We start from the raw sequence: 18,317 nt of genomic DNA on the forward strand, positions 1-18,317 counted from the left end.
ACTGAAGTCCCCCGTGTCGCTTACCTCTCAGGGCTAAAGCCGCTGAGTTTCCCGCATCCCGTATGAATTTTTATGAGCAATTACCAATTTCCAATTCCCAATTACTACTCACCAATTCCCCGTTAGAGATAATTTAATCTAACTCTTAACTTTTTAGATAATATTGTTCTGCTTCCGACCAATTCAGTTGCAGCAACGAATCATCTCCCCAGGTCAACTTGAGACTCGGCTTAATTGCTTCCACGCCCAAAGCGCTAATAATCTGCGCTGCTACAGCTTTCGCCAGTAGCGGCGGTACAGAATTTCCTACTTGGCGAAAACCGTGCCATTTTGTGACGTGAAATCTAAACCAGTCAGGATAGGAATGCAGTCGCGCAGCTTCTCTGACTGTAATGCACCGAGGCGCGATCGGGTGAATCGGTCTCGGCGAAGTATAAGCCCCCCTAGCCCGGTCGGTTCCAGCCCTGAGAGTGTTGCAAACTCCGTCGAGGTGAAGCTTGTAAAAACGGCTGATCGGCTCTTTTTCGCCGTGTTTAGCCGCATGAAACCTTTCCATACATTCCTGAGAATGTTTAGTTCGCAAACTACAAGAGAGGATTTGTCGATCGTACTGGCGATCGTAAGCATAATCATTTTCAAAATCATCCAATCCGCGCAAAAAACTCGCGTAATCGCTGCTGCACTTTCCGTACTCCGCGATTACCCAATCTCGGTGCAGCAACTCGCTGTACTTTTCCACTTCCGGCAAATCTCCAATCGCATCCCAAACTGTCGGGACAGCAGGTAAATTAATTTTTTTATAGCGTTTAGGAATTTTAATTTTCGGCAGTATCGTAGTTTTTTCAGGGTATTTGGGTAGCTCATAACCTGCTCTGCACCCAATCAAAAACAATCGTTTGCGAGCTTGCGGAACTCCATAGTTAACAGCGTTGAGAACTTGATAATTTTCTTCTACTTTATAGCCACATTTCAGAAAAGAGCTAATTAAAAGATTCAGGAGTTCTTTGTGTTCTCCTGATGCAATTCCCGCTACATTTTCCATTACAAAAAACTTGGGTTTTAGCTCCAAAACTAAGCGCTGAAAGTGAAAAATTAAAGAATTTCGTGGGTCGTCCACCTCGCGCTTGCCCATCATGGAGAATCCTTGACAGGGCGAACCGCTGATTACTACGTCTATCTCGCGCCGCCCGATCGCCGATTTTTTCCGAATTTCCGATCCCCGAAGCTCTGCGACATCTTTGCACAAAATAGAACACAGCGGGAAATTAAACTCGTGTGTGGCGCAGTGAATAGGGTCAATTTCGACTGATGCAAGTACATCAAAACCTGCTTGTTCAAAGCCCAGGGTCATGCCGCCTGCACCTGCAAATAAATCAACAGCGATCGGTCGCTTTTTCCGATAGCTTGGCATAACATTTCAATAACAAAGTTGCTTTAATTTGCTGTATTTAATTTTACCAGAAAGAATTGGTTTAAAGCCCCAAGCCTGATCGGGAGAAATTAAAAGAAGACTATTCATTACTCCAATCCTCTTCCTTCCAGGTAGAGGTCGCACTCATCTGTCAACTGTCAACTGTCAACTGTCAACTGTCAACTGTCAACTGTCAACTGTCAACTGTCAACTGAAATTTTTCATTATTTCCGCAGCGGCCCGATCGCACGCACCAACATCTCCGAGACTTTCGCGCATTTCCCGATAACCTGCCAAAGTTTGCTGGCGTCGATCGGGATTTTGCAGCAATTCCAGTGCATGGTTCACTATATTTTCTGCTGTGGCGTCGTCTTGCAGCAACTCAGGGACGATCGGCTTCATGTGTACTAAGTTGGGCGGAGAGATAAAAGGAATCGACAATTTCAGCACGTGGCGAGCAATAATCGCCGTAATTCGACTAACGCGGTAGGCGACAACTTGCGGAACGTCGAGCAAAGCCAGCTCTAAATTAACAGTACCAGATTTAGTAATAGCCAGATCGGCAGCAGCCAAAATTTCCAAAGTTTGATTTTCTAACAAAGTAGCCCGCAAACCGTAATTCTCGATCGCCTGTTCGATTTTGCTGCGGAAAGCTGCTTGAGAAAGCGGAATCCAGAAATGAACTTGCGGCAATTTAGCTTGAATAATTTGAGCAGCCTCAAATATAACCGGCATCAGGTACTTGAGTTCTTGGTGTCTAGAAGCGGGAATTAGGGCGATCGACACCTGTTCCGGCACAATTCCCAAAGTTTTGCGGGCAACTTCCCGGCTGGGCGCAGATTGCATTCTATCCACCAAAGGATGACCAACCCAACTCACTTGAGCTCCTTTTTTCTGATAATAACTAGCTTCCTCGGGGAAAATCGCCAAAATTCGATCGGCAATATTGACAATCAGCTCAGTATTGCGAGGAGAAATCGAGCAAACCCATTCTTGAGGTGCGATGTACCAAACCACAGGCAAATTCGGCAAACAGCGGCGAATGTAACTACCAATACCGAGATTGGGAGTCAAATAATCAATCAATACAACGGCATCAGGAGGAAACTTTTTGAGATATTGTTTAGCTTTTTGCTGAACTTTGATAGTCGGCAAAATATAGGGTACTGATTCTATAATGCCCATAGAACCAATGCCCACAGTATCGCCTAAAAGAGTAGCCCCAGCTTCCGCCATGCGCCCCCCGCCCAATGCGGTTATTTCTAACTCCAAACCAGCGGCGACAGCGTGACGTTTTAAGGCTGCAACTAACAAAGCTCCTTGCAAATCGCCAGAAACCTCACCAGTGCTGATAAAAATTTTCATCTTAGTTAATTAAACTCTGACTTTAAACCGGTGATATTTGTTGTAATAATTCAGTTATAGCATCGTATTTATCTGGCATATTAGCACAGCGCAATAGTAATTCTAAATCTAGGTCAGGCAGAAATGTACTGCGGGTAACTTGCTCGTAATTTTCACTTCTCAAGCAGTAGAGAGATAACTGGTGGTTTTGCCAAAACCAAACTTCCCGCACGCCCAATCTTTTGTAAAATTCTAGAGTGTCTATCCCGCCGCTGGTAATTACTACTTCAATAGCAATATCTGGGATTGTTTTTGGGACTCCTATGTCATAAGAATCATCCGGCTCTTTTCTACCTCCTAACTCTCTGTTACCCAGAGTCGGCCCGCCCTTGTAAAATCGAATTCCGCTGGCTCTCATGTATGCCTCTAGCAGCATACAGAGAGTTTTTTTGATTATTTCCTGTTCGGGCGAGACAGTCATAATTTGCAGTGTGCGATCGAGATAGAAAAATTTCACACCTCTGACATCTTTAAAAGCTGCTTCTATCGCTTCAAATTGCTCCCAACTAACATCTGAGAACGTAATGCAGCCATCTTGTTCTGTTTTATAGGATGTAGATTTGACTGAAGTATATACATTCATATGGCAACAGTCGCTTAGTTCATAGGTTTACTCTACCTCATTCATTTCTTACCAGGAATCAAACCGCGCCGCCCTTTGGTTATAGACTGCTGCACAAATCTCCGCAGGTGCTGCAAATGGGGGTTTTCCTGCAACAAATCCAACTGTTCCAAAGCTTGATTTAGAGTGTAGCCAGAACGGTATAAAATCCGAAAAGTTTTCTTCAAAACTAGCAAATCTTCTGCGGTAAAACCGGCGCGCTCTAAGCCTATTTTGTTGATAGCTCGCACTCTCGAAGGATTCCCCTCGACTAGCATATAAGGAGGTACGTCTCGATCGATCCTGCTCAAGCCGCCCACCATAGACAAGCGGCCGATGTGGACAAACTGGTGAACCCCCAAAACACCGCTCAAGCGGGCTTGAGACTCGATTTTAACGTGTCCGGCTAAGGCTACAGCATTGGCGATAATTACTCGATCGGCGATCGCACAATTGTGTCCCACATGAACATAAGCCATCAACAGATTACGATCGCCAATTGTGGTGCTTTCCCCGGCTCCAGTAGCGCGGTTAATTGTCACGTATTCCCGAATCACATTGCTGTCGCCAATTGTTACCCTAGTGGGAGAACCCTCATATTTCAAATCTTGAGGTTCCAAACCAATCGCAGCACCGGGGAAAATTTGATTGCCAGCGCCTATTTCTGTTAGCCCGTCGATAATTGCATGAGCGCCAATCTTAGTCTCCGGCCCGATTTTCACTCTTTCCCCAATTACAGCATAAGCGCCCACTTCTACAGTTGGGTGCAGTTCGGCGCGGGGATGAATCACAGCAGTTGGGTGAATCAAAGTAAGCATTTGTCAGTTTTTTTGCTGGTAAGTGGGAAGGAAGAAGGAAGAAGGAAGAAGGCCCTTCGGCTTCGCTCAGGGTAAAAAGAAAAAAGAAAGAAGAAGGAAGAAGGAAGAGAGAAGAGGGAAGAGGGAAGAAGGAAACTTTTTAATTTTAAGATTGCTTGGTTCCTAGCAACGCTTGGCGGTTTCAAGTAAAATTCAAAACTCAAAAATCACAACTCACAATTACCCGCAAAATCTTACCAATTCCCCAATTTAATCTACCATCGAAAACATCAATTCTCCTTCACAAACCTTTTGTCCGTCTACTTCAGCGAGAGCCTGGATTTTTGCGAAGCGGCGGCGTTTCACCCACAGCAATTCTACAGTCATCAGCAACTGATCGCCCGGTACAACCTGACGGCGGAACTTGACTTTATCAATTCCCGTAAACATCCACAATCCTTGCTCGATGTCGGGCAACTGAACGAGGACAATACCGCCAACTTGAGCCATCGCTTCAACAATTAATACTCCTGGCATAATCGGCCTTTCGGGAAAATGCCCTTGAAAATGTGGTTCGTTAAAAGTCACATTTTTAATTCCTACAGCCCTCTCGGACGGCACGTAATCAACAATCTTGTCTACCAGTGCAAAAGGATAGCGGTGAGGCAATAATTTCTGAATTTCTTCGAGAGTAAAAGTAGATTTAACCGCTGGAGAATCTTCACCGTTCTCGGTGGGGACGGATTCAGAATTAGCAGTATTGAGGGTGTTAACTTCAGTCAGCGTAGACATTGCTTGAAGACTTTTGAGTGTGGTATGGCAGAAGGCAGAAGGCAGAAGGCAGATGCAATCTTAACAGATCACCTGTTTTTTCCTAACTTTTATCTAGGGTGGCTAGAGCTTCCGATTTCAGGGCTTGGGCGAGTTGGACGTGCAGGTTGTGACTGGCTTTGTAAGCCAAGTAGTGAGCTTTTGGCAAAGTTCCCAGCAGACTGAGGTCGCCTACTAAGTCTAGGATTTTATGGCGCACCGGCTCGTTGGCAAATCTCAAAGGCGGGTTGAGCCAGCCGGATCGATCGCAAACTAAGGCGTTCTCTAGGGTACCACCTTTGATCAAACCCGCTTGTCGCAATTGGTCAACTTGGCGAGCAAGTCCAAAAGTGCGGGCTGGGGCGATCGCGCTAGCAAAACTTTCTGCCTCTGGCGACCAACTGTACCATTGATTGCCGATCGCCTGTTCCTCAAAATCAATTCCGTAACTAAATCGAGTTTCGGCTGAGGGTAAAGCTGCTGCAAAAGCATCCCCGTGACGCACCCAAATAGGCTGTTCTAGGACGCAGGAGGAAGTGGGGTATTGCTTCGATTCTTGAGGAACTAAGCCGGTATGGGCGATCGCCTCTACCCAAACCAGAGCCGAGCCGTCCAGCAGCGGCACTTCCGGCCCATCAACCTCAATTCGAGCATTATCTGCTCCCATCGCCGCCAAAGCGGCTAATAGATGCTCTACAGTGCGAATTTGAGCATCGATACCTGCCAGTTCAGTGGAAAGTGCAGTCTGACAAACTGCCTCAATTTTTGCAGGAATTATCGGAGCACCGGGCAAGTCTATTCTGACAAAATAGCGGCCTTGCCCAACCTCCGCCGGCAAAACTCGGACGCGAGTTTGTTCGCCGCTGTGCAAACCGATTCCTGACAGTTCAAATTCAGATTTTAAGGTATGTTGAGTCATTTGGAACAGTTGACAGTTGACAGTTGACAGTTGACAGCTTGCCGGCTCGCTTAGAGAAGAGTTGACACTTGACCGAAGGAAGAGGGAAGAGTGGGAGAGTGGGAGAGTGGGAGAGTGGGAGAGGGGAGATTGGGAGAATTAGTAATTAGCAATTAGCAATTAGCAATTACCCATTACTCGTAACTAATGACAACTGACAACTGTCAACTGTCAACCCTTCGACAAGCTCAGGGCAAGCTGTCAACTGCCAACTGTCAACTGCCAACTGCCAACTGTCAACTGACAACTGTCAACTGCCAACTGCCAACTGCCAACTGTCAACTGCCAACTGTCAACTGCCAACTGCCAACTGCCAACTGTCAACTGTCAACTGTCAACTGTCATTAGAACCGCTCGCCAATCCCAAAGTGAATTTGATTGTCCCCAGTGTCGTTGATACCGTAATCGATCCGGATCGGCCCTAAAGGAGATTGAATCCGCACGCCGAGGCCGTAACCGTAACCGCTACCGGGCTTTTCGCGGATACCGGCTGGGTCGCCGGGGACATCTTTGCCTGTGCCCAAGTCAGTGCCAGCATCCAAGAATAGTGCTCCGCCGATAAACGAAATAATCGGGAAACGGTACTCTACGCTGGCTTCTAGAAAACTGCGACCTGCTCCGAGGTCGCCTTCGGCGTACCCGCGCACCGAGTTGGCGCCGCCCAAGGCAAAAGCTTCGTAGGGAGGCAAATCTCCGAATACGGTGCCGCCTTTAACACTAAATGCCAGGGTTTGAGGGCCGGGAGCAAAGCTAGTGTACTTGACTGGTAGGTACAAGCTGTAGCTGGCCCGCAGGCGGTTTAAGAGGATGCTGCCGGAACCTACAGGAATCGATTGTTCCATCCCAAACCTGAGCAGGGAACCGCTAGTGGGGCGGAGGGGGTCGTTGCGCCGATCGCGCACCGCACCTGCTTGCAATGTTGTCAAGTCGTCGGAGCCGGAATCGCTAAAACTTAACAGGTTGCCGAGTTCGTCCTCGGATTCGCGACGGCCTTTGCGATCGGTAATTGAGACTCGCTGGTACTGCAAGCCGACTGAAGCTGTCCACTCAGAATCGGCAAAAGGATTGCGCGACAGGGGACGGGTGAAATTGATGCCGGCGCCTGTGCGGACGATGCGGGGTCGATCGTCGTTGGGCAATCTGACTTCCCGTTCGCCGCCGTCAAAAATCACGCTGATCGATCGTCTTCTAAAAACATTAGCGGTGAAAGAAGTGCGGTAAGGATCGCCTGCAATCCAGGGGTCAGTAAAACTCAGGTCAAACAGCGTTTGGCGTTCGCCGATTTGTACTTCAGCCCCCAATTTCTGGTTCCTACCACCCAAGTTTTGCTGCTGGTAACTTAGCGTACCGAACAAACCCGTCGCCGAACTCAAACCCGCACCCGCCGCCAGAGAACCAGTATTTTTCTCGATGACGTTGACAATTACCCTTGCCTTGCGGGGGTCAGTCGTTCCCGGTTCCAAGGCAAGTCGCACGTCTTCAAAAATTCCCAAACCAAACACCCGTCTCAAATCTCTTTCCGCCTTGGTGCGGTTAAAGATGTCTCCGGGCTTGAGTTCTACTTCGCGGGTGATGACAAACTGACGGGTGTTGCCTCCGATCGGCTGACCCGTGGCATCTGTTGCCTCTCCCTCCTTGTTCAGGAAGCGGACATCAACGGATTCGATCTGGCCTTCTGCCACTACCAGGGTGACAGTGCCGTCGTCTGCTACTTGCGGGGCATCAGTGATTTGGCCCAAAACATAGCCGTTCTCTTGATACCACGCATTAATTTTTTTCACTCCCTCCTCAAAGCGGCGGAGGTTGAGAATTTTGCCGTATTGATCGCGGAAGCTTTCGTCAATTACGCTTTGGGGCAGCACTTGCTGGCCGGTGATTGTCACTCCCCGCAATACCGGATTTGGCTGCACAATAAAAGTCACCCGGACGCCCAACGGAGTGTCTTCCGGTACTGCCCGCACGTTTCTGAAAAAGCCTGTGGCAAAAATGGCGTTGATGTCTTGTTGCAGTTGGCTGCGGTTGGTCGTGCGTCCAGGTTGGGTGCTGATGACTCGGTAAATTTCGCTTTCCAGGTCTTCCGTCGCCCCGGTGACTGTAACTTCTGCAACTAGCACTTGCGGTTCTGCCGCCCCGGCGGGTGCGGGGGTTTGTCTGGGCTGCGGTGCTGGGCCAGGGGGCAATGGGGGAACGGTGTTAGTCGGCGGTCTGGTCGGGGCCTGTCTGGGGGTAACTTGGGCGTTTTGAGCGATCGTCCCTGATTCCTCTGGTTTCCCTAGCTCTGCTGCGATCCAGGCGGGCGTTACCGCCAATTCCTCGGGGGGGAGCGAGCTGTCCTGTTGCGCCTCTGGCAGGGCGTTTTGGCTGCTAGAGGCGGGGGAGGGGTTGGATGCTAGCTCGGGTTTGAGTTGAAGGATCAGAGGTGAAACCGGCGAAGGCGGGTCTGTTACTCGGTCTGGGGGTTGGTCGTTGGGTTCTCCTCTGGCAGGGGCCACAACTATTTTTAGGGCTTCCGCTTTGCCGGTTTTAGCGGCTTTGCGGTTTTGAGGAGGGTTTTGGGTTAATTCTGGAATGGGGCGATCGGGTAATTCGATCGACGGGGCGGGGGTAACGGCGGCCAAAGTTTCCTCTGCTGATTCAGAGTAGGATGTTTGGCCACTTGCAGAATTTGATAACCCGAATGTTGCTGAGGCAGTAAAAACTGCCACCAATACAGCAGATAAACGCATTTTTGTTCACTTTTTTGGGCAATCCACACACCACATTAGTCATTAGTCATTATTCATTAGTCATAGTCATTAGTTATTAAGTCGGTTGAATCTCGCGCTGACCGCTAATTGATGACTGTTGACCGCTGATTGCTGACATCAAAGGCACAAGGGTGACAAACTGTGCAATTGTAGCGCATTGTTAAAGCCTCTAGACTTTCTGAGCGAGAACCCGCTGGAGAACTTGCTGATAAGCGGTTTCCACCGATCCTAAGTCGCGGCGGAATCGGTCTTTGTCCATAACACGGGCGTCGGGGTCGGTTTCTGCGTTGTCCCAGAGGCGGCAGGTGTCAGGACTGATTTCGTCGGCCAGGATTAGATTTTGATGTTGGTCGATACCGAATTCTAGTTTGAAGTCTACTAGGGTGATGCCGCACTGGGTGAAAAATTCTTTGAGTATTTCGTTAATTTCGCGGGCGGCGATTTCTAGTTGGTCTACTTGTTCGGGGGTGGCTAGCTGCATTAACTGAAGTCGGCCGCGGGTCAGCAGCGGGTCTCCCAAATCGTCGTTTTTGTAATAAAATTCCACGAGCGACGGATTGACAATTGTGCCTAGGGCGAGTCCTGTTTGCTTGCAGAGACTACCGGCGGCTATGTTTCTGACGACTACTTCCAAGGGCAAGATTTTGACGCGGCAGACTCGCATTTGGTTGGGGGCCGGCGTGTCGATGAAGTGGGTGGGAATGCCTTTGGCTTCTAGCATCCGAAACAGGTGGGCGGATACGGCGCAGTTGATTTCGCCTTTGCCGAGGATGCTGCCACGTTTCTGGGCGTTAAAGGCTGTGGCGTCGTCTTTGAAGTGGGTCAGCAAAATTTCGCTGTCTTCGGTGGAGTAGAGGATTTTGGCTTTGCCTTCGTAGAGTTTGCGATCGGCTGACATGGCGATTAATAATGTAGATGAGTTTTAGATTTTACCGTAGCTCGATCGGGCGTTATTGGCGAGTTTTTAGATTTCGGCCGCGCCCCTGAGAGCATGAGGGGCGAGTACACCTGTAGGTAGATACTGTCATCTGCCCAGGCATAAATGATTCTGGACAAAGGACAATAGAGATTAAACCTGCTGGGTTCGCGATCCGTGCTGACTAAAGCTCCCCAACCAGACGGGCGCTTAAAAAACATCTATAAAATGGCTGATTTATGCAAGACAAAAAAATTCATATTCTCTTGGTAGAAGATGATGAGGTTGATGTGATGAACGTCCGGCGAGCTTTCAAAAAAAATAACATCGTCAACCCCCTCTACATTGCTGCCAATGGATTAGAAGCCCTAGCTATATTACGTGGAGAAGGAAAAATTGATCCTCCCATGCCTCAAGCGCGCAGGTTGATTTTGCTGGACTTGAATATGCCGAGAATGAGCGGGATCGAGTTTTTGCAAGAATTGCGACTGGATGAATGTTTGAGGTCGATTCCGGTAATCGTCCTCACGACTTCTAATGAAGATAGAGATAAAGTAAAAGCTTATAATTTGAATGTAGCTGGCTATATTCTTAAACCTGTTACTTTTTCTAACTTTGTGGAAGTGATGGCTACCCTAAACAGATACTGGATGCTGAGCGAAATTCCCTAACATAGGGGAAATTTAATAAAAAATAAATTTTTTAATGTGGCTTGGTGTTTTTTTCAGCGATGCAGTTGTTTTAATTCCTTTTTCCAGACTGCAGCTTTTTCGGAGTAATCCACAATTCCTTTGTTATGGACAAAATTCTCACAATTCTGATAGTTGATGACGATGCAGTCGATAGAATGGCGATCAAACGTTCGCTCAAATCCGCTGGTGTTTCGGCAGAAGTTACTGAAGCAGAAGACTGCGCGGATGCGCTGGCCCAACTTTCGGTCAGTAAAAATTATACTCAGGCTACCGCTAAACTATCCAAACAAAATAAATCTCAACCTTTAAGCGAGGTTGAGGAGATAGAAAATGGGCTGCTATTAAATCAAATATTTGAGTGCAAATTTGACTGTGTATTCCTCGACTACGGCTTGCCGGACGGAGACGGATTGAGTTTGGTACAAAATGTACGAGAAGCTGGGCTGAAAGTTCCCTTAATTGTGCTCACAGGTCAAGGGGACGAACAAATTGCTGTGGAATTGATGAAGGCTGGAGCTTCTGATTATATCCCTAAAAGCAAGCTTTCTCCAGAGAGTTTGTCCCGCAGTTTGTACAATGCCATGCGCGTTTACCGCGCCGAATATCAGGCGTTTCATACCAGTCAAAAATTTAAGGAAAGTGAGGAACGCTACAGGTTAGTTTTAGAGGGAGTGAACGATGGAATTTGGGATTGGGATTTAAGTAAAAATGAGGTTTATTGGAACGATCGCCTTTTGGAAATTATCGGTTTGTCGCGAGAGCAATTTGGCAGGACTATGGAAGATCTCTACAACCGCCTGCACCCAGATGACAAGGAGGGAATCGTCGGGGCGATCGCGGCTCACTTGGAACAAGAAATAGACTATAATGTAGAATTCCGGCTGCTACACTCGAACGGTGTTTACCGCTACTGCACTTCTCAGGGAAAAGCTCAGCGCAATTCCCAAGGAAAACCGTTGCGAATGGCCGGCATGATTAGCGACATTACCGATCGCAAACAAGCCGAAGATGCTCTAGAAAGAGAACGGCAGCAACTGAAACAAATTATTACCTGCGTGCCCGTAGCAATGGCGATGTTCAATACGGAAATGCGCTATTTAGCTAACTCTCACAAATGGCTGACTCAATTTAATTTGGAGTGGCAGTCCTTGAACAACCTCAGTCATTACGAATTGTTTCCAGATACGCCGAATCGCTGGAAAGTAATGTACCAAGAAGTGCTCCAAGGCAAGGTAGTTTCTATGAGCGAAGATGCGTGGGAACGAGCAGACGGCTCTGTTATCTACCTGCGCTGGGCCGCTCATCCTTGGTACAATCCCGACGGGAAAGTGGCGGGAATTGTGATGGTTGCCGACAAGATTAATGAGTTGGTGGAAGCCCGGGAAACTGCCTTAGAAGCGAGCCGGGTGAAGTCGCAATTCTTGGCGAACATGAGTCACGAAATTCGCACTCCGATGAATGGGGTTTTGGCAATGGCTCAATTGCTGCTGCGCGCTCCTCTGGAACAGAAACAGCGGGACTGCGCTCAGACTATTTACCGCAGTGCTGAACATTTGCTGAATGTTATTAATGATATCCTCGATTTCTCTAAGATTGAAGCGGGAGAAATGCGGCTAGAAAAGGCTAATTTTGATTTGGATAGTTGCGTTGAGTCGGTGATAGAAATTATAGCGCATTGGGCAGAGGAAACAGGTATTGAATTGAATATTTTAGTTGACAGTTCGGTGCCGAGAAAGTTGGTGGGCGACGCGGGCAGATTGAAGCAAGTTTTGCTGAATTTGACGGGGAATGCCATAAAATTTACCGATCGCGGTCAAGTTCTAGTTCACGTAAGTGTGAAACAGGGCAACCGGCTGGCAGACGGTAGACAAGAAGCAAGATTGCTATTTTCGGTGCGGGATACTGGCATTGGAATTTCGGCCCAAGGGCAAACAAAGCTGTTCCAATCTTTTTCTCAGGTAGACGATTCTCCTACTAGGCCTTACGGTGGCACGGGTTTGGGTTTGGCGATTTGCAAGCAGTTAGTGGATATGATGGGAGGCGAGATTGGAGTTCGCAGTTTGCTAGGCAGCGGTTCGACTTTTTGGTTTGCTGTACCTTTGGAAAAACAGTTGCAAGTTGAGCCTCATGAACCCGAACTTGCGGGAAAGAAGCTGTTAGTAGTGTCTGGAAGCGCTTTGAGGAGGGCAGCAGTGCGATCGCTCGCTCAAAGTTGGGGTGCCCGCTGCGATGAGGCAGAAACTGCTGCTGAGGCCTTGAGTTGGTTGAACAATTCCCAGGGCGGGATTTCTCAGAATTCGGGAGAGGGGGGGAAAAGCTGGGATGTAGTGCTTGTGGACTTGCAAATGCCGGAGTTGGATGCGGAGGAATTTGCGATAAAAGTGCGATCGACCTCTATAGTTGGCTCGTTAATCGCCATGACTCCTTTGCGGGAACAGCCGAAGGCTGAAGCGCTTTGCCGTCAGGGTTTTAACGGATATTTGATCGAGCCAGTGCGGCCAAGCCGCCTGCTTGAGGCAATGCTTGCGCCGGTGAAGGGAACGGGAGATTTTGGGAGAGTGGAGGCTGCTAATACTTGCAAGTTGCCACCAGTTAATTCTCAATATGTTACTTCCAATTCGCCGTTATCGTTGAGAATTTTGGTGGCGGAAGACCACCCGATCAATCAACAAGTTCTTGTCGAACAGTTGGCAGTTTTAGGCTATCAAGCTGACTGCGTGGTCAACGGTCAAGAAGCGCTGGATTTGCTGGCAAAAAAAAGCTATGATTTAGTGCTGATGGACTGTCAAATGCCGGTACTTGATGGTTACAAAACGGCGCAAAAGTTGAGGGAAATCGAAGGAAGCGATCGGCATACTTTTGTGATGGCTTTAACTGCTCATGCTATGCCGGGGGAACGAGAAAAGTGTCTGGCGGCGGGGATGGACGATTATCTCAGCAAACCTGTAGATTTAGATGCTTTGGCGGCGGCCCTGAAAAAGTATGAAGCCCGAAATGTTCAGTTTGAAAATAAGTATGGAGTTAAAAGTATTAATTCAGAAAATCAATCTCAATTAGTAACAAATTATACAGAAATTTTGGAAAAAGTGCAGGTTGTGGCTGTGCCGGCACCAAGGGCGATCGCACTTCAAACTTGGGAACATAGAGACGACGACGGACTGTTCGACAAGAGCAGATTGGAGCAACTCGGACGAGTTAATATTAAATTGCCAGAGCGACTTTTGCAAGCTTTTGTGGCAAGCGCGCAAGCTGATGTGGCTGCTGCCAAAATAGCCGTAGAAGCTAAAGATTGGCAAGCTGTGGAATATCAAGCACACCGTCTCAAGGGAACTTCTGCTAATGTGGGAGTTGCTATGATGTCGGATTTGGCCGCACAATTGGAGCATCAAGCGCGAGGCTTTCAATCTAAACCATCAGAGGTGGAATTGTTAAATATTGAGAGGGTTGAGAACATATTAGTGAGTTTGTCCAGTCATTTAGCCCGCGTTCAAGAATTTGTGGAAACTCGAATGTTTGGTTAATATCTTACTCGCTCGTAGTCGATATTAGTCGGCGATTAAAATCGCCATTACACAAACGAAGTCCCTCTCTAAAAGACTAAGAAATAAAGCGGTACGGTACGGAGTGTGCATCCTAACATATAGAAATTTTAGGAAAATTTTGTTTATTTATTTACTCCGTGTCCTCTGCTTTCTCTGCGGTTAATTAAAAAAATAATTAATTTAGCTATGAATTACGATACCAGTACAAACACTATTTTAGATAGCGATTCATTAGAAAATGATGAAAAACTGCTAACGCCTTTGATGGCTTTTGCTCAGGAAGTTTTATTGTACGAAAACGAGGCTATCTCTGAGCAAGATTCGGCAAATGCTGTGCCGTACCCGCTCGATGAAATCAATAATGTATGTGTTGACAATCTGGTGGCAAAGGCGGCTCGCTGCTGTCGGGAAAGCAAGGTGGGAAAAAAATTACCGACGGCTTTTTACGTTCACGTTTCAGCTTTGCAGACACTCAACCCTGTCCTCGGAATCTACGAAAATTGTGCCAGACGCACTCTCAAAAATATTGATGAAGCAACTTTAGTTAAATTTTTGCTCCATCAACCTAAAATATCTTATCTTTTTTACCCTGATTTCGATACAGATGCTCATCCTGCTTTGCAAACCAGCATCCAGATTAATCTAGCAACCGGGGAAGTTAAATATTTTGATTACAGCAACAGCGAAAATCCCCCTGTTTTGCACCGTAAGGAAACTTTTGTAGCTGCGGATTATCCCCATTACGAAAAGTTTGCGAGGCTGACTCGCTGCGAGGAAAAGTGGGGACTGCTTGACAATACTAGCGTTATCGGCACTCGCGAGGGTTGGCTCAAATATTTGGGATATTGCGGTGTAGAAATCAAAGATCATACTGTTGTCGAGCGTTTGAAACAGGAGAATAGTGAGCTATCAATTCCTAAGATCGAGCGACACAAAGCTGCAATGGTACGTAATTCGCTTTCTAAACCTCTGCGTCTGGTTTTAGAAGATGATTTAGTGAGGGACGGGGCGACTTTTTTTGACTACGGTTGCGGTTACGGCGGGGATATTAAATATATTGCACAAGAGGGTTATGCTATTTCTGGTTGGGACCCATACTATCAGCCGCAAAATCCGCGAATTTGTGCTGATATTGTGAATATTGGTTATGTGATTAATGTCATTGAATCTTTGGGTGAACGCCGAGAAGCTTTGCTGAATGCTTGGGAATTAACTAAGAGTTTATTAGTTGTGGCGGCTCAGGTTTTGATTGATGATAGCGATCGAGGCCAAATTGCTTATGGGGATGGGGTGATTACTTCTCGGAATACTTTTCAGAAGTATTACCAACAAGAAGAGTTGAAGGTTTATATTGACCAAGTTTTGAGTGTTGATGCAATTCCTGTTGCTTTGGGGATTTATTTTGTGTTTCGGGATGCTGCGGAGGGTGAAGGTTTTCGTGCTTCTCGGTTTCGATCGCACTTATCGACTCCCAGAGTGCGATCGCAAGTTAAGCGGTTTGAGGATTATGCGGAAATGTTGGCTCCTTTGATGGCTTTTGTTAGTGATCGGGGCCGCCTTCCTGTTAAAGGCGAATTAGCTGAAGAATCGCCAATTAAGGGGGAATTCCACAGTTTTAATCGCGCTTGGAGGGTGATTTTGCAAGCAACGGATGCGGATGATTGGGAAACAATCGCCGACAAGCGTCGCCAAGATTTGCTGGTATATCTCGCTCTCAACGGTTTGGGCGATCGGCCTTCACTCCGCCGACTCCCGGCTCAAATCCGCAATGATATCAAAGGTTTGTTTGACAATTATCAAAAAGCTTGCACTTTGGCAGATTTAATGCTATATAGTCTGAGCAAACCTGATATTGTGGCTGACTGCTGTGAAGATAGTGCGATCGGCTACAAACAGCATGGTTCCCTTTCCGTTCACGTCTCTGCATTAGAAGAACTAGACCCTTTGCTGCGGCTCTACGAAGGCTGCGCCAACCGCACAATTGGCAGGCTTGATGGCGCTACAATTATCAAATTTTACGCTCATAAACCAAAAATTTCCTATTTATTTTATCCCGATTTTGACACTAACCCGCATCCAGCCCTCCACACTTCCATGCACATAAGTTTGCGCGACCTTTCTGTGGGCTATCAAGACTATTCTGATTTGTATAATCCGCCAATTTTAGTTAGAAAAGAAGCTTTTGTTACTGCTACTTATCCCCATTACGAAAAGTTTGTGAAACTCACCCGCCAAGAAGAAAAGTTAGGGATTCTCGATCGTGGCGCAGTTAAGAAACATCGCGAGTGGGTGAAGTGTTTGGAGGAAAACTGCGTTAAAATTAAGGATCATAAGTTGTTTTGGCGATCGAATTCTGACCCAGAAAGGTTGAAAATGCTGCAAAAAGCAGCGTCGGAACGCCAACAGAAAAAGATTGAGTTTAATGCAGGAAAGATTGAACAAACCGCAGAGAGCGCAGAGGGCGCAGAGGAGGAAAAAGAAGAGGGAGAGGAATAGTCATGGAAGCAGAGTATGATTTTAGTCAGGGTAAGCAAAGGGCGATCGAATTAACATTACCTAGGAAAACTCGGATCGCAATTTGGTTAGATGATAAGATGAGGTTTTAGCGTGGTTTCGCGAGCAAGTTCATGTAGCAGATAGAGGGAACTACCCAAGCTTGATTAATGAAGCGTTGCGTCAATATATCCAGCAGAGCTGTGATCCTTTGGAAGAAACCTTACGAAGAGTTGTACGGGAGGAACTTGAGCGTATTGAAAAGTGAAGTGCAAATGACCGCACAACGAACTGTTTCGATACCTTCCCAATTCTTGCCTACAGCCAGGGCAGGGTGTTGCGGAAGTATGGCGAAAAAGAACTGCACTTAAACAAACAGGCTTAGGAGGTTTTCTCATGAAAATAATTTGGAAAAGAATTCATAATTGGCTGGCGGCCAATGCACCTCCAGTGATCAAAAATCTCAGACCTGGTGCTAATGATGAGGAGATCGATTATTAGTGACAAATAATTTGTTACTGTACAGTAACAAACCTGAAACTATTGATGTACAAAGCGTTGAGAGTAGTGCGGATAAAAGGACTTGAACCTTCACTCCTTTCGGAACCAGAACCTAAATCTGGCGCGTCTGCCAATTTCGCCATATCCGCATTTTGACATTTTACTACTATAGCACACAACAAAGCGATCGGTCAACATCGATTTTAGATTTTAGATTGAAGGAAGCGACCCACTGATAAATCCGCAGGGTGATGACCAAATTGCTCGATCGCCCAACATCGAGAAACCCGGTCATTTTTGGACACCGGGTTCAATCATTAGTTATCGCCACAGCAAATTTCCGTATTTTTCACTTGTCACTTACTTTTGGCCCAGCGCCTTCCAGGTTGTTTCGTCCACCATGCCGTTAGCCGTTAAACCCTTATACTCCTGAAAGCTCTTGACAGCCGTAGCAGTGCGAGCGCCAAAAATGCCGTCGATCCGGCCCGGATCGTAACCCTGTATTTCCAAACGCACCTGTAGCGTCTTCACCTTGGAACCGACAGCGCCTTTATTTAGAAGAGTTGGAGGATTGCCGGGAACAGCAGCATCGTTCAGAATTGGAGCATTGCTCTGCACAGTTTCAGGAGCTGATGCCGGATCTGCTGCTAAAGCTGTCCAAGTTTCTTTGTTCACAATGCCGTCGGCATTCAAACCCTTAGACTGCTGAAAGGCACTCACAGCCGATGTAGTGCGAGAGCCATAGGAACCGTCGATCGTCCCCACCTTGAAACTGTGCACCTGCAACCGTTGCTGTATGGCTGCAACTTCTGGCCCGTCAGATCCCGCCGAGATAGTTTTTTCCTTTTTCACTGGCGGCTGCTCGCCCGCGTAAAAAGGCTTGTTAAACATATCTCCTTGGGAATTTCCTTCGGGCGATGCTGACGCGCCCGGATCGGCGGGAGCCGTAAAGTCTCTGCGGTACTGTTCCTGCACAAATGGTTCGGAGTCAAAAGCAGCAGTTGCCTTTCGGGTTAAGCCGGGAGCGAGCAGAGCGATCAAGCTGAAAATCGTAACAGTAGTCACACGCATAAATTTCATCCTATTAGTGAGGTTTGACAAGGTTTCCCTGTTTTCATGTTTCTAAATCTAATTGTATTACCCGGACAGCTTTCTGAGACATATAGCAGAATGAAGAAGGAAGAAAGCCCTTCGACTTCGCGATCGGGTAACAAGAAGTCCGAGAGAAGGGGTAATAGACCGCATTGGTTTGGGCCATTAAGAAAGTTCTAACCTTCTGGCGCGGTTGCTATATCCGCCCCGGTCTCTACAATTTCGGCAATGGGGACACCAGCACTCAGAAGTTGCGAGTTGGAAGTTGCCTGTTAGAAGTAGGGGCCGGTTCGCACTATTTCTAATAAACCCGGTTGATTTTGAGATATTTCGTTACTAAAGCTGATATTCTC

General features: G+C 47.2%; 13 protein-coding genes and 1 tRNA gene. 3 read left to right on the forward strand and 11 right to left on the reverse strand.

Annotated features, from left to right (window positions below):
• Positions 1–145: 145 nt before the first annotated feature.
• From QUA58_RS12765 to purC, 9 genes are all read right to left on the reverse strand, one after another.
• Positions 146–1,411, reverse strand: a complete 1,266-nt coding sequence (locus QUA58_RS12765; protein WP_333394350.1) for a DNA cytosine methyltransferase — start codon at positions 1,409–1,411, stop codon at positions 146–148.
• A gap of 207 nt (positions 1,412–1,618) precedes the next feature.
• Positions 1,619–2,776 carry a lipid-A-disaccharide synthase gene (lpxB, locus tag QUA58_RS12770; RefSeq protein WP_333250548.1) on the reverse strand — a complete coding sequence of 386 codons (1,158 nt, stop codon included), beginning with the start codon at positions 2,774–2,776 and terminating at the stop codon, positions 1,619–1,621.
• Positions 2,777–2,798: 22 nt separating this feature from the next.
• Positions 2,799–3,398, reverse strand: a complete 600-nt coding sequence (locus tag QUA58_RS12775; protein WP_333250549.1) for a Uma2 family endonuclease — start codon at positions 3,396–3,398, stop codon at positions 2,799–2,801.
• A gap of 41 nt (positions 3,399–3,439) precedes the next feature.
• The gene (gene lpxA / locus QUA58_RS12780; protein ID WP_333250550.1) at positions 3,440–4,234 is read right to left on the reverse strand and encodes an acyl-ACP--UDP-N-acetylglucosamine O-acyltransferase; all 795 of its coding nucleotides are present in this window, start codon (positions 4,232–4,234) and stop codon (positions 3,440–3,442) included.
• 249 nt (positions 4,235–4,483) lie between these two features.
• Positions 4,484–5,005 carry a 3-hydroxyacyl-ACP dehydratase FabZ gene (fabZ, locus tag QUA58_RS12785; RefSeq protein WP_333250552.1) on the reverse strand — a complete coding sequence of 174 codons (522 nt, stop codon included), beginning with the start codon at positions 5,003–5,005 and terminating at the stop codon, positions 4,484–4,486.
• An 82-nt stretch (positions 5,006–5,087) separates the two neighbouring features.
• The gene (gene lpxC, locus QUA58_RS12790; protein ID WP_333394352.1) at positions 5,088–5,942 is read right to left on the reverse strand and encodes a UDP-3-O-acyl-N-acetylglucosamine deacetylase; all 855 of its coding nucleotides are present in this window, start codon (positions 5,940–5,942) and stop codon (positions 5,088–5,090) included.
• 240 nt (positions 5,943–6,182) lie between these two features.
• The gene (locus tag QUA58_RS12795) at positions 6,183–6,305 is read right to left on the reverse strand and encodes a hypothetical protein (protein ID WP_333394354.1); all 123 of its coding nucleotides are present in this window, start codon (positions 6,303–6,305) and stop codon (positions 6,183–6,185) included.
• Positions 6,306–6,325: 20 nt separating this feature from the next.
• Positions 6,326–8,707, reverse strand: coding sequence for a BamA/TamA family outer membrane protein (locus QUA58_RS12800; RefSeq protein ID WP_333394356.1), 2,382 nt, complete (start codon positions 8,705–8,707; stop codon positions 6,326–6,328).
• Between the two features lie 190 nt (positions 8,708–8,897).
• Positions 8,898–9,626, reverse strand: a complete 729-nt coding sequence (gene purC, locus QUA58_RS12805; protein ID WP_333250560.1) for a phosphoribosylaminoimidazolesuccinocarboxamide synthase — start codon at positions 9,624–9,626, stop codon at positions 8,898–8,900.
• Positions 9,627–9,883: 257 nt separating this feature from the next.
• Here purC and QUA58_RS12810 point away from each other — a divergent pair, with 257 nt between their 5' ends.
• The 3 genes from QUA58_RS12810 to QUA58_RS12820 all read left to right on the forward strand — a co-directional run bounded on the left by QUA58_RS12810 (position 9,884) and on the right by QUA58_RS12820 (position 16,374).
• Entirely contained in the window at positions 9,884–10,315 is a 432-nt protein-coding gene (locus tag QUA58_RS12810; protein ID WP_333076249.1) for a response regulator, read from the forward strand.
• A gap of 125 nt (positions 10,316–10,440) precedes the next feature.
• Positions 10,441–13,857: a response regulator gene (locus tag QUA58_RS12815; RefSeq protein WP_333250561.1), complete on the forward strand. Its 3,417-nt coding sequence runs from the start codon at positions 10,441–10,443 to the stop codon at positions 13,855–13,857.
• Between the two features lie 207 nt (positions 13,858–14,064).
• Entirely contained in the window at positions 14,065–16,374 is a 2,310-nt protein-coding gene (locus QUA58_RS12820; RefSeq protein WP_333394358.1) for a DNA phosphorothioation-associated putative methyltransferase, read from the forward strand.
• A 565-nt stretch (positions 16,375–16,939) separates the two neighbouring features.
• On the opposite strand, the gene QUA58_RS12825 is transcribed toward QUA58_RS12820, so the two are convergent.
• Positions 16,940–17,021 (reverse strand) — tRNA-Leu (locus QUA58_RS12825).
• A gap of 211 nt (positions 17,022–17,232) precedes the next feature.
• The gene (locus QUA58_RS12830; RefSeq protein WP_333250565.1) at positions 17,233–17,943 is read right to left on the reverse strand and encodes a peptidoglycan-binding protein; all 711 of its coding nucleotides are present in this window, start codon (positions 17,941–17,943) and stop codon (positions 17,233–17,235) included.
• Positions 17,944–18,317 lie beyond the last annotated feature (374 nt).

Origin of the sequence: Microcoleus sp. N9_A1 (genome assembly GCF_036701795.1) — a bacterium.
Classification (GTDB): domain Bacteria; phylum Cyanobacteriota; class Cyanobacteriia; order Cyanobacteriales; family Microcoleaceae; genus Microcoleus.

Coding starts and splice junctions, on each gene's coding strand:
- QUA58_RS12765 (WP_333394350.1), bottom strand. CDS start 1,411: ATGCCAAGCTATCGGAAAAAGCGACCGATCGCTGTTGATTTATTTGCA.
- lpxB (WP_333250548.1), bottom strand. CDS start 2,776: ATGAAAATTTTTATCAGCACTGGTGAGGTTTCTGGCGATTTGCAAGGA.
- QUA58_RS12775 (WP_333250549.1), bottom strand. CDS start 3,398: ATGAATGTATATACTTCAGTCAAATCTACATCCTATAAAACAGAACAA.
- lpxA (WP_333250550.1), bottom strand. CDS start 4,234: ATGCTTACTTTGATTCACCCAACTGCTGTGATTCATCCCCGCGCCGAA.
- fabZ (WP_333250552.1), bottom strand. CDS start 5,005: ATGTCTACGCTGACTGAAGTTAACACCCTCAATACTGCTAATTCTGAA.
- lpxC (WP_333394352.1), bottom strand. CDS start 5,942: ATGACTCAACATACCTTAAAATCTGAATTTGAACTGTCAGGAATCGGT.
- QUA58_RS12800 (WP_333394356.1), bottom strand. CDS start 8,707: ATGCGTTTATCTGCTGTATTGGTGGCAGTTTTTACTGCCTCAGCAACA.
- purC (WP_333250560.1), bottom strand. CDS start 9,626: ATGTCAGCCGATCGCAAACTCTACGAAGGCAAAGCCAAAATCCTCTAC.
- QUA58_RS12810 (WP_333076249.1), top strand. CDS start 9,884: ATGCAAGACAAAAAAATTCATATTCTCTTGGTAGAAGATGATGAGGTT.
- QUA58_RS12815 (WP_333250561.1), top strand. CDS start 10,441: ATGGACAAAATTCTCACAATTCTGATAGTTGATGACGATGCAGTCGAT.
- QUA58_RS12820 (WP_333394358.1), top strand. CDS start 14,065: ATGAATTACGATACCAGTACAAACACTATTTTAGATAGCGATTCATTA.
- QUA58_RS12830 (WP_333250565.1), bottom strand. CDS start 17,943: ATGCGTGTGACTACTGTTACGATTTTCAGCTTGATCGCTCTGCTCGCT.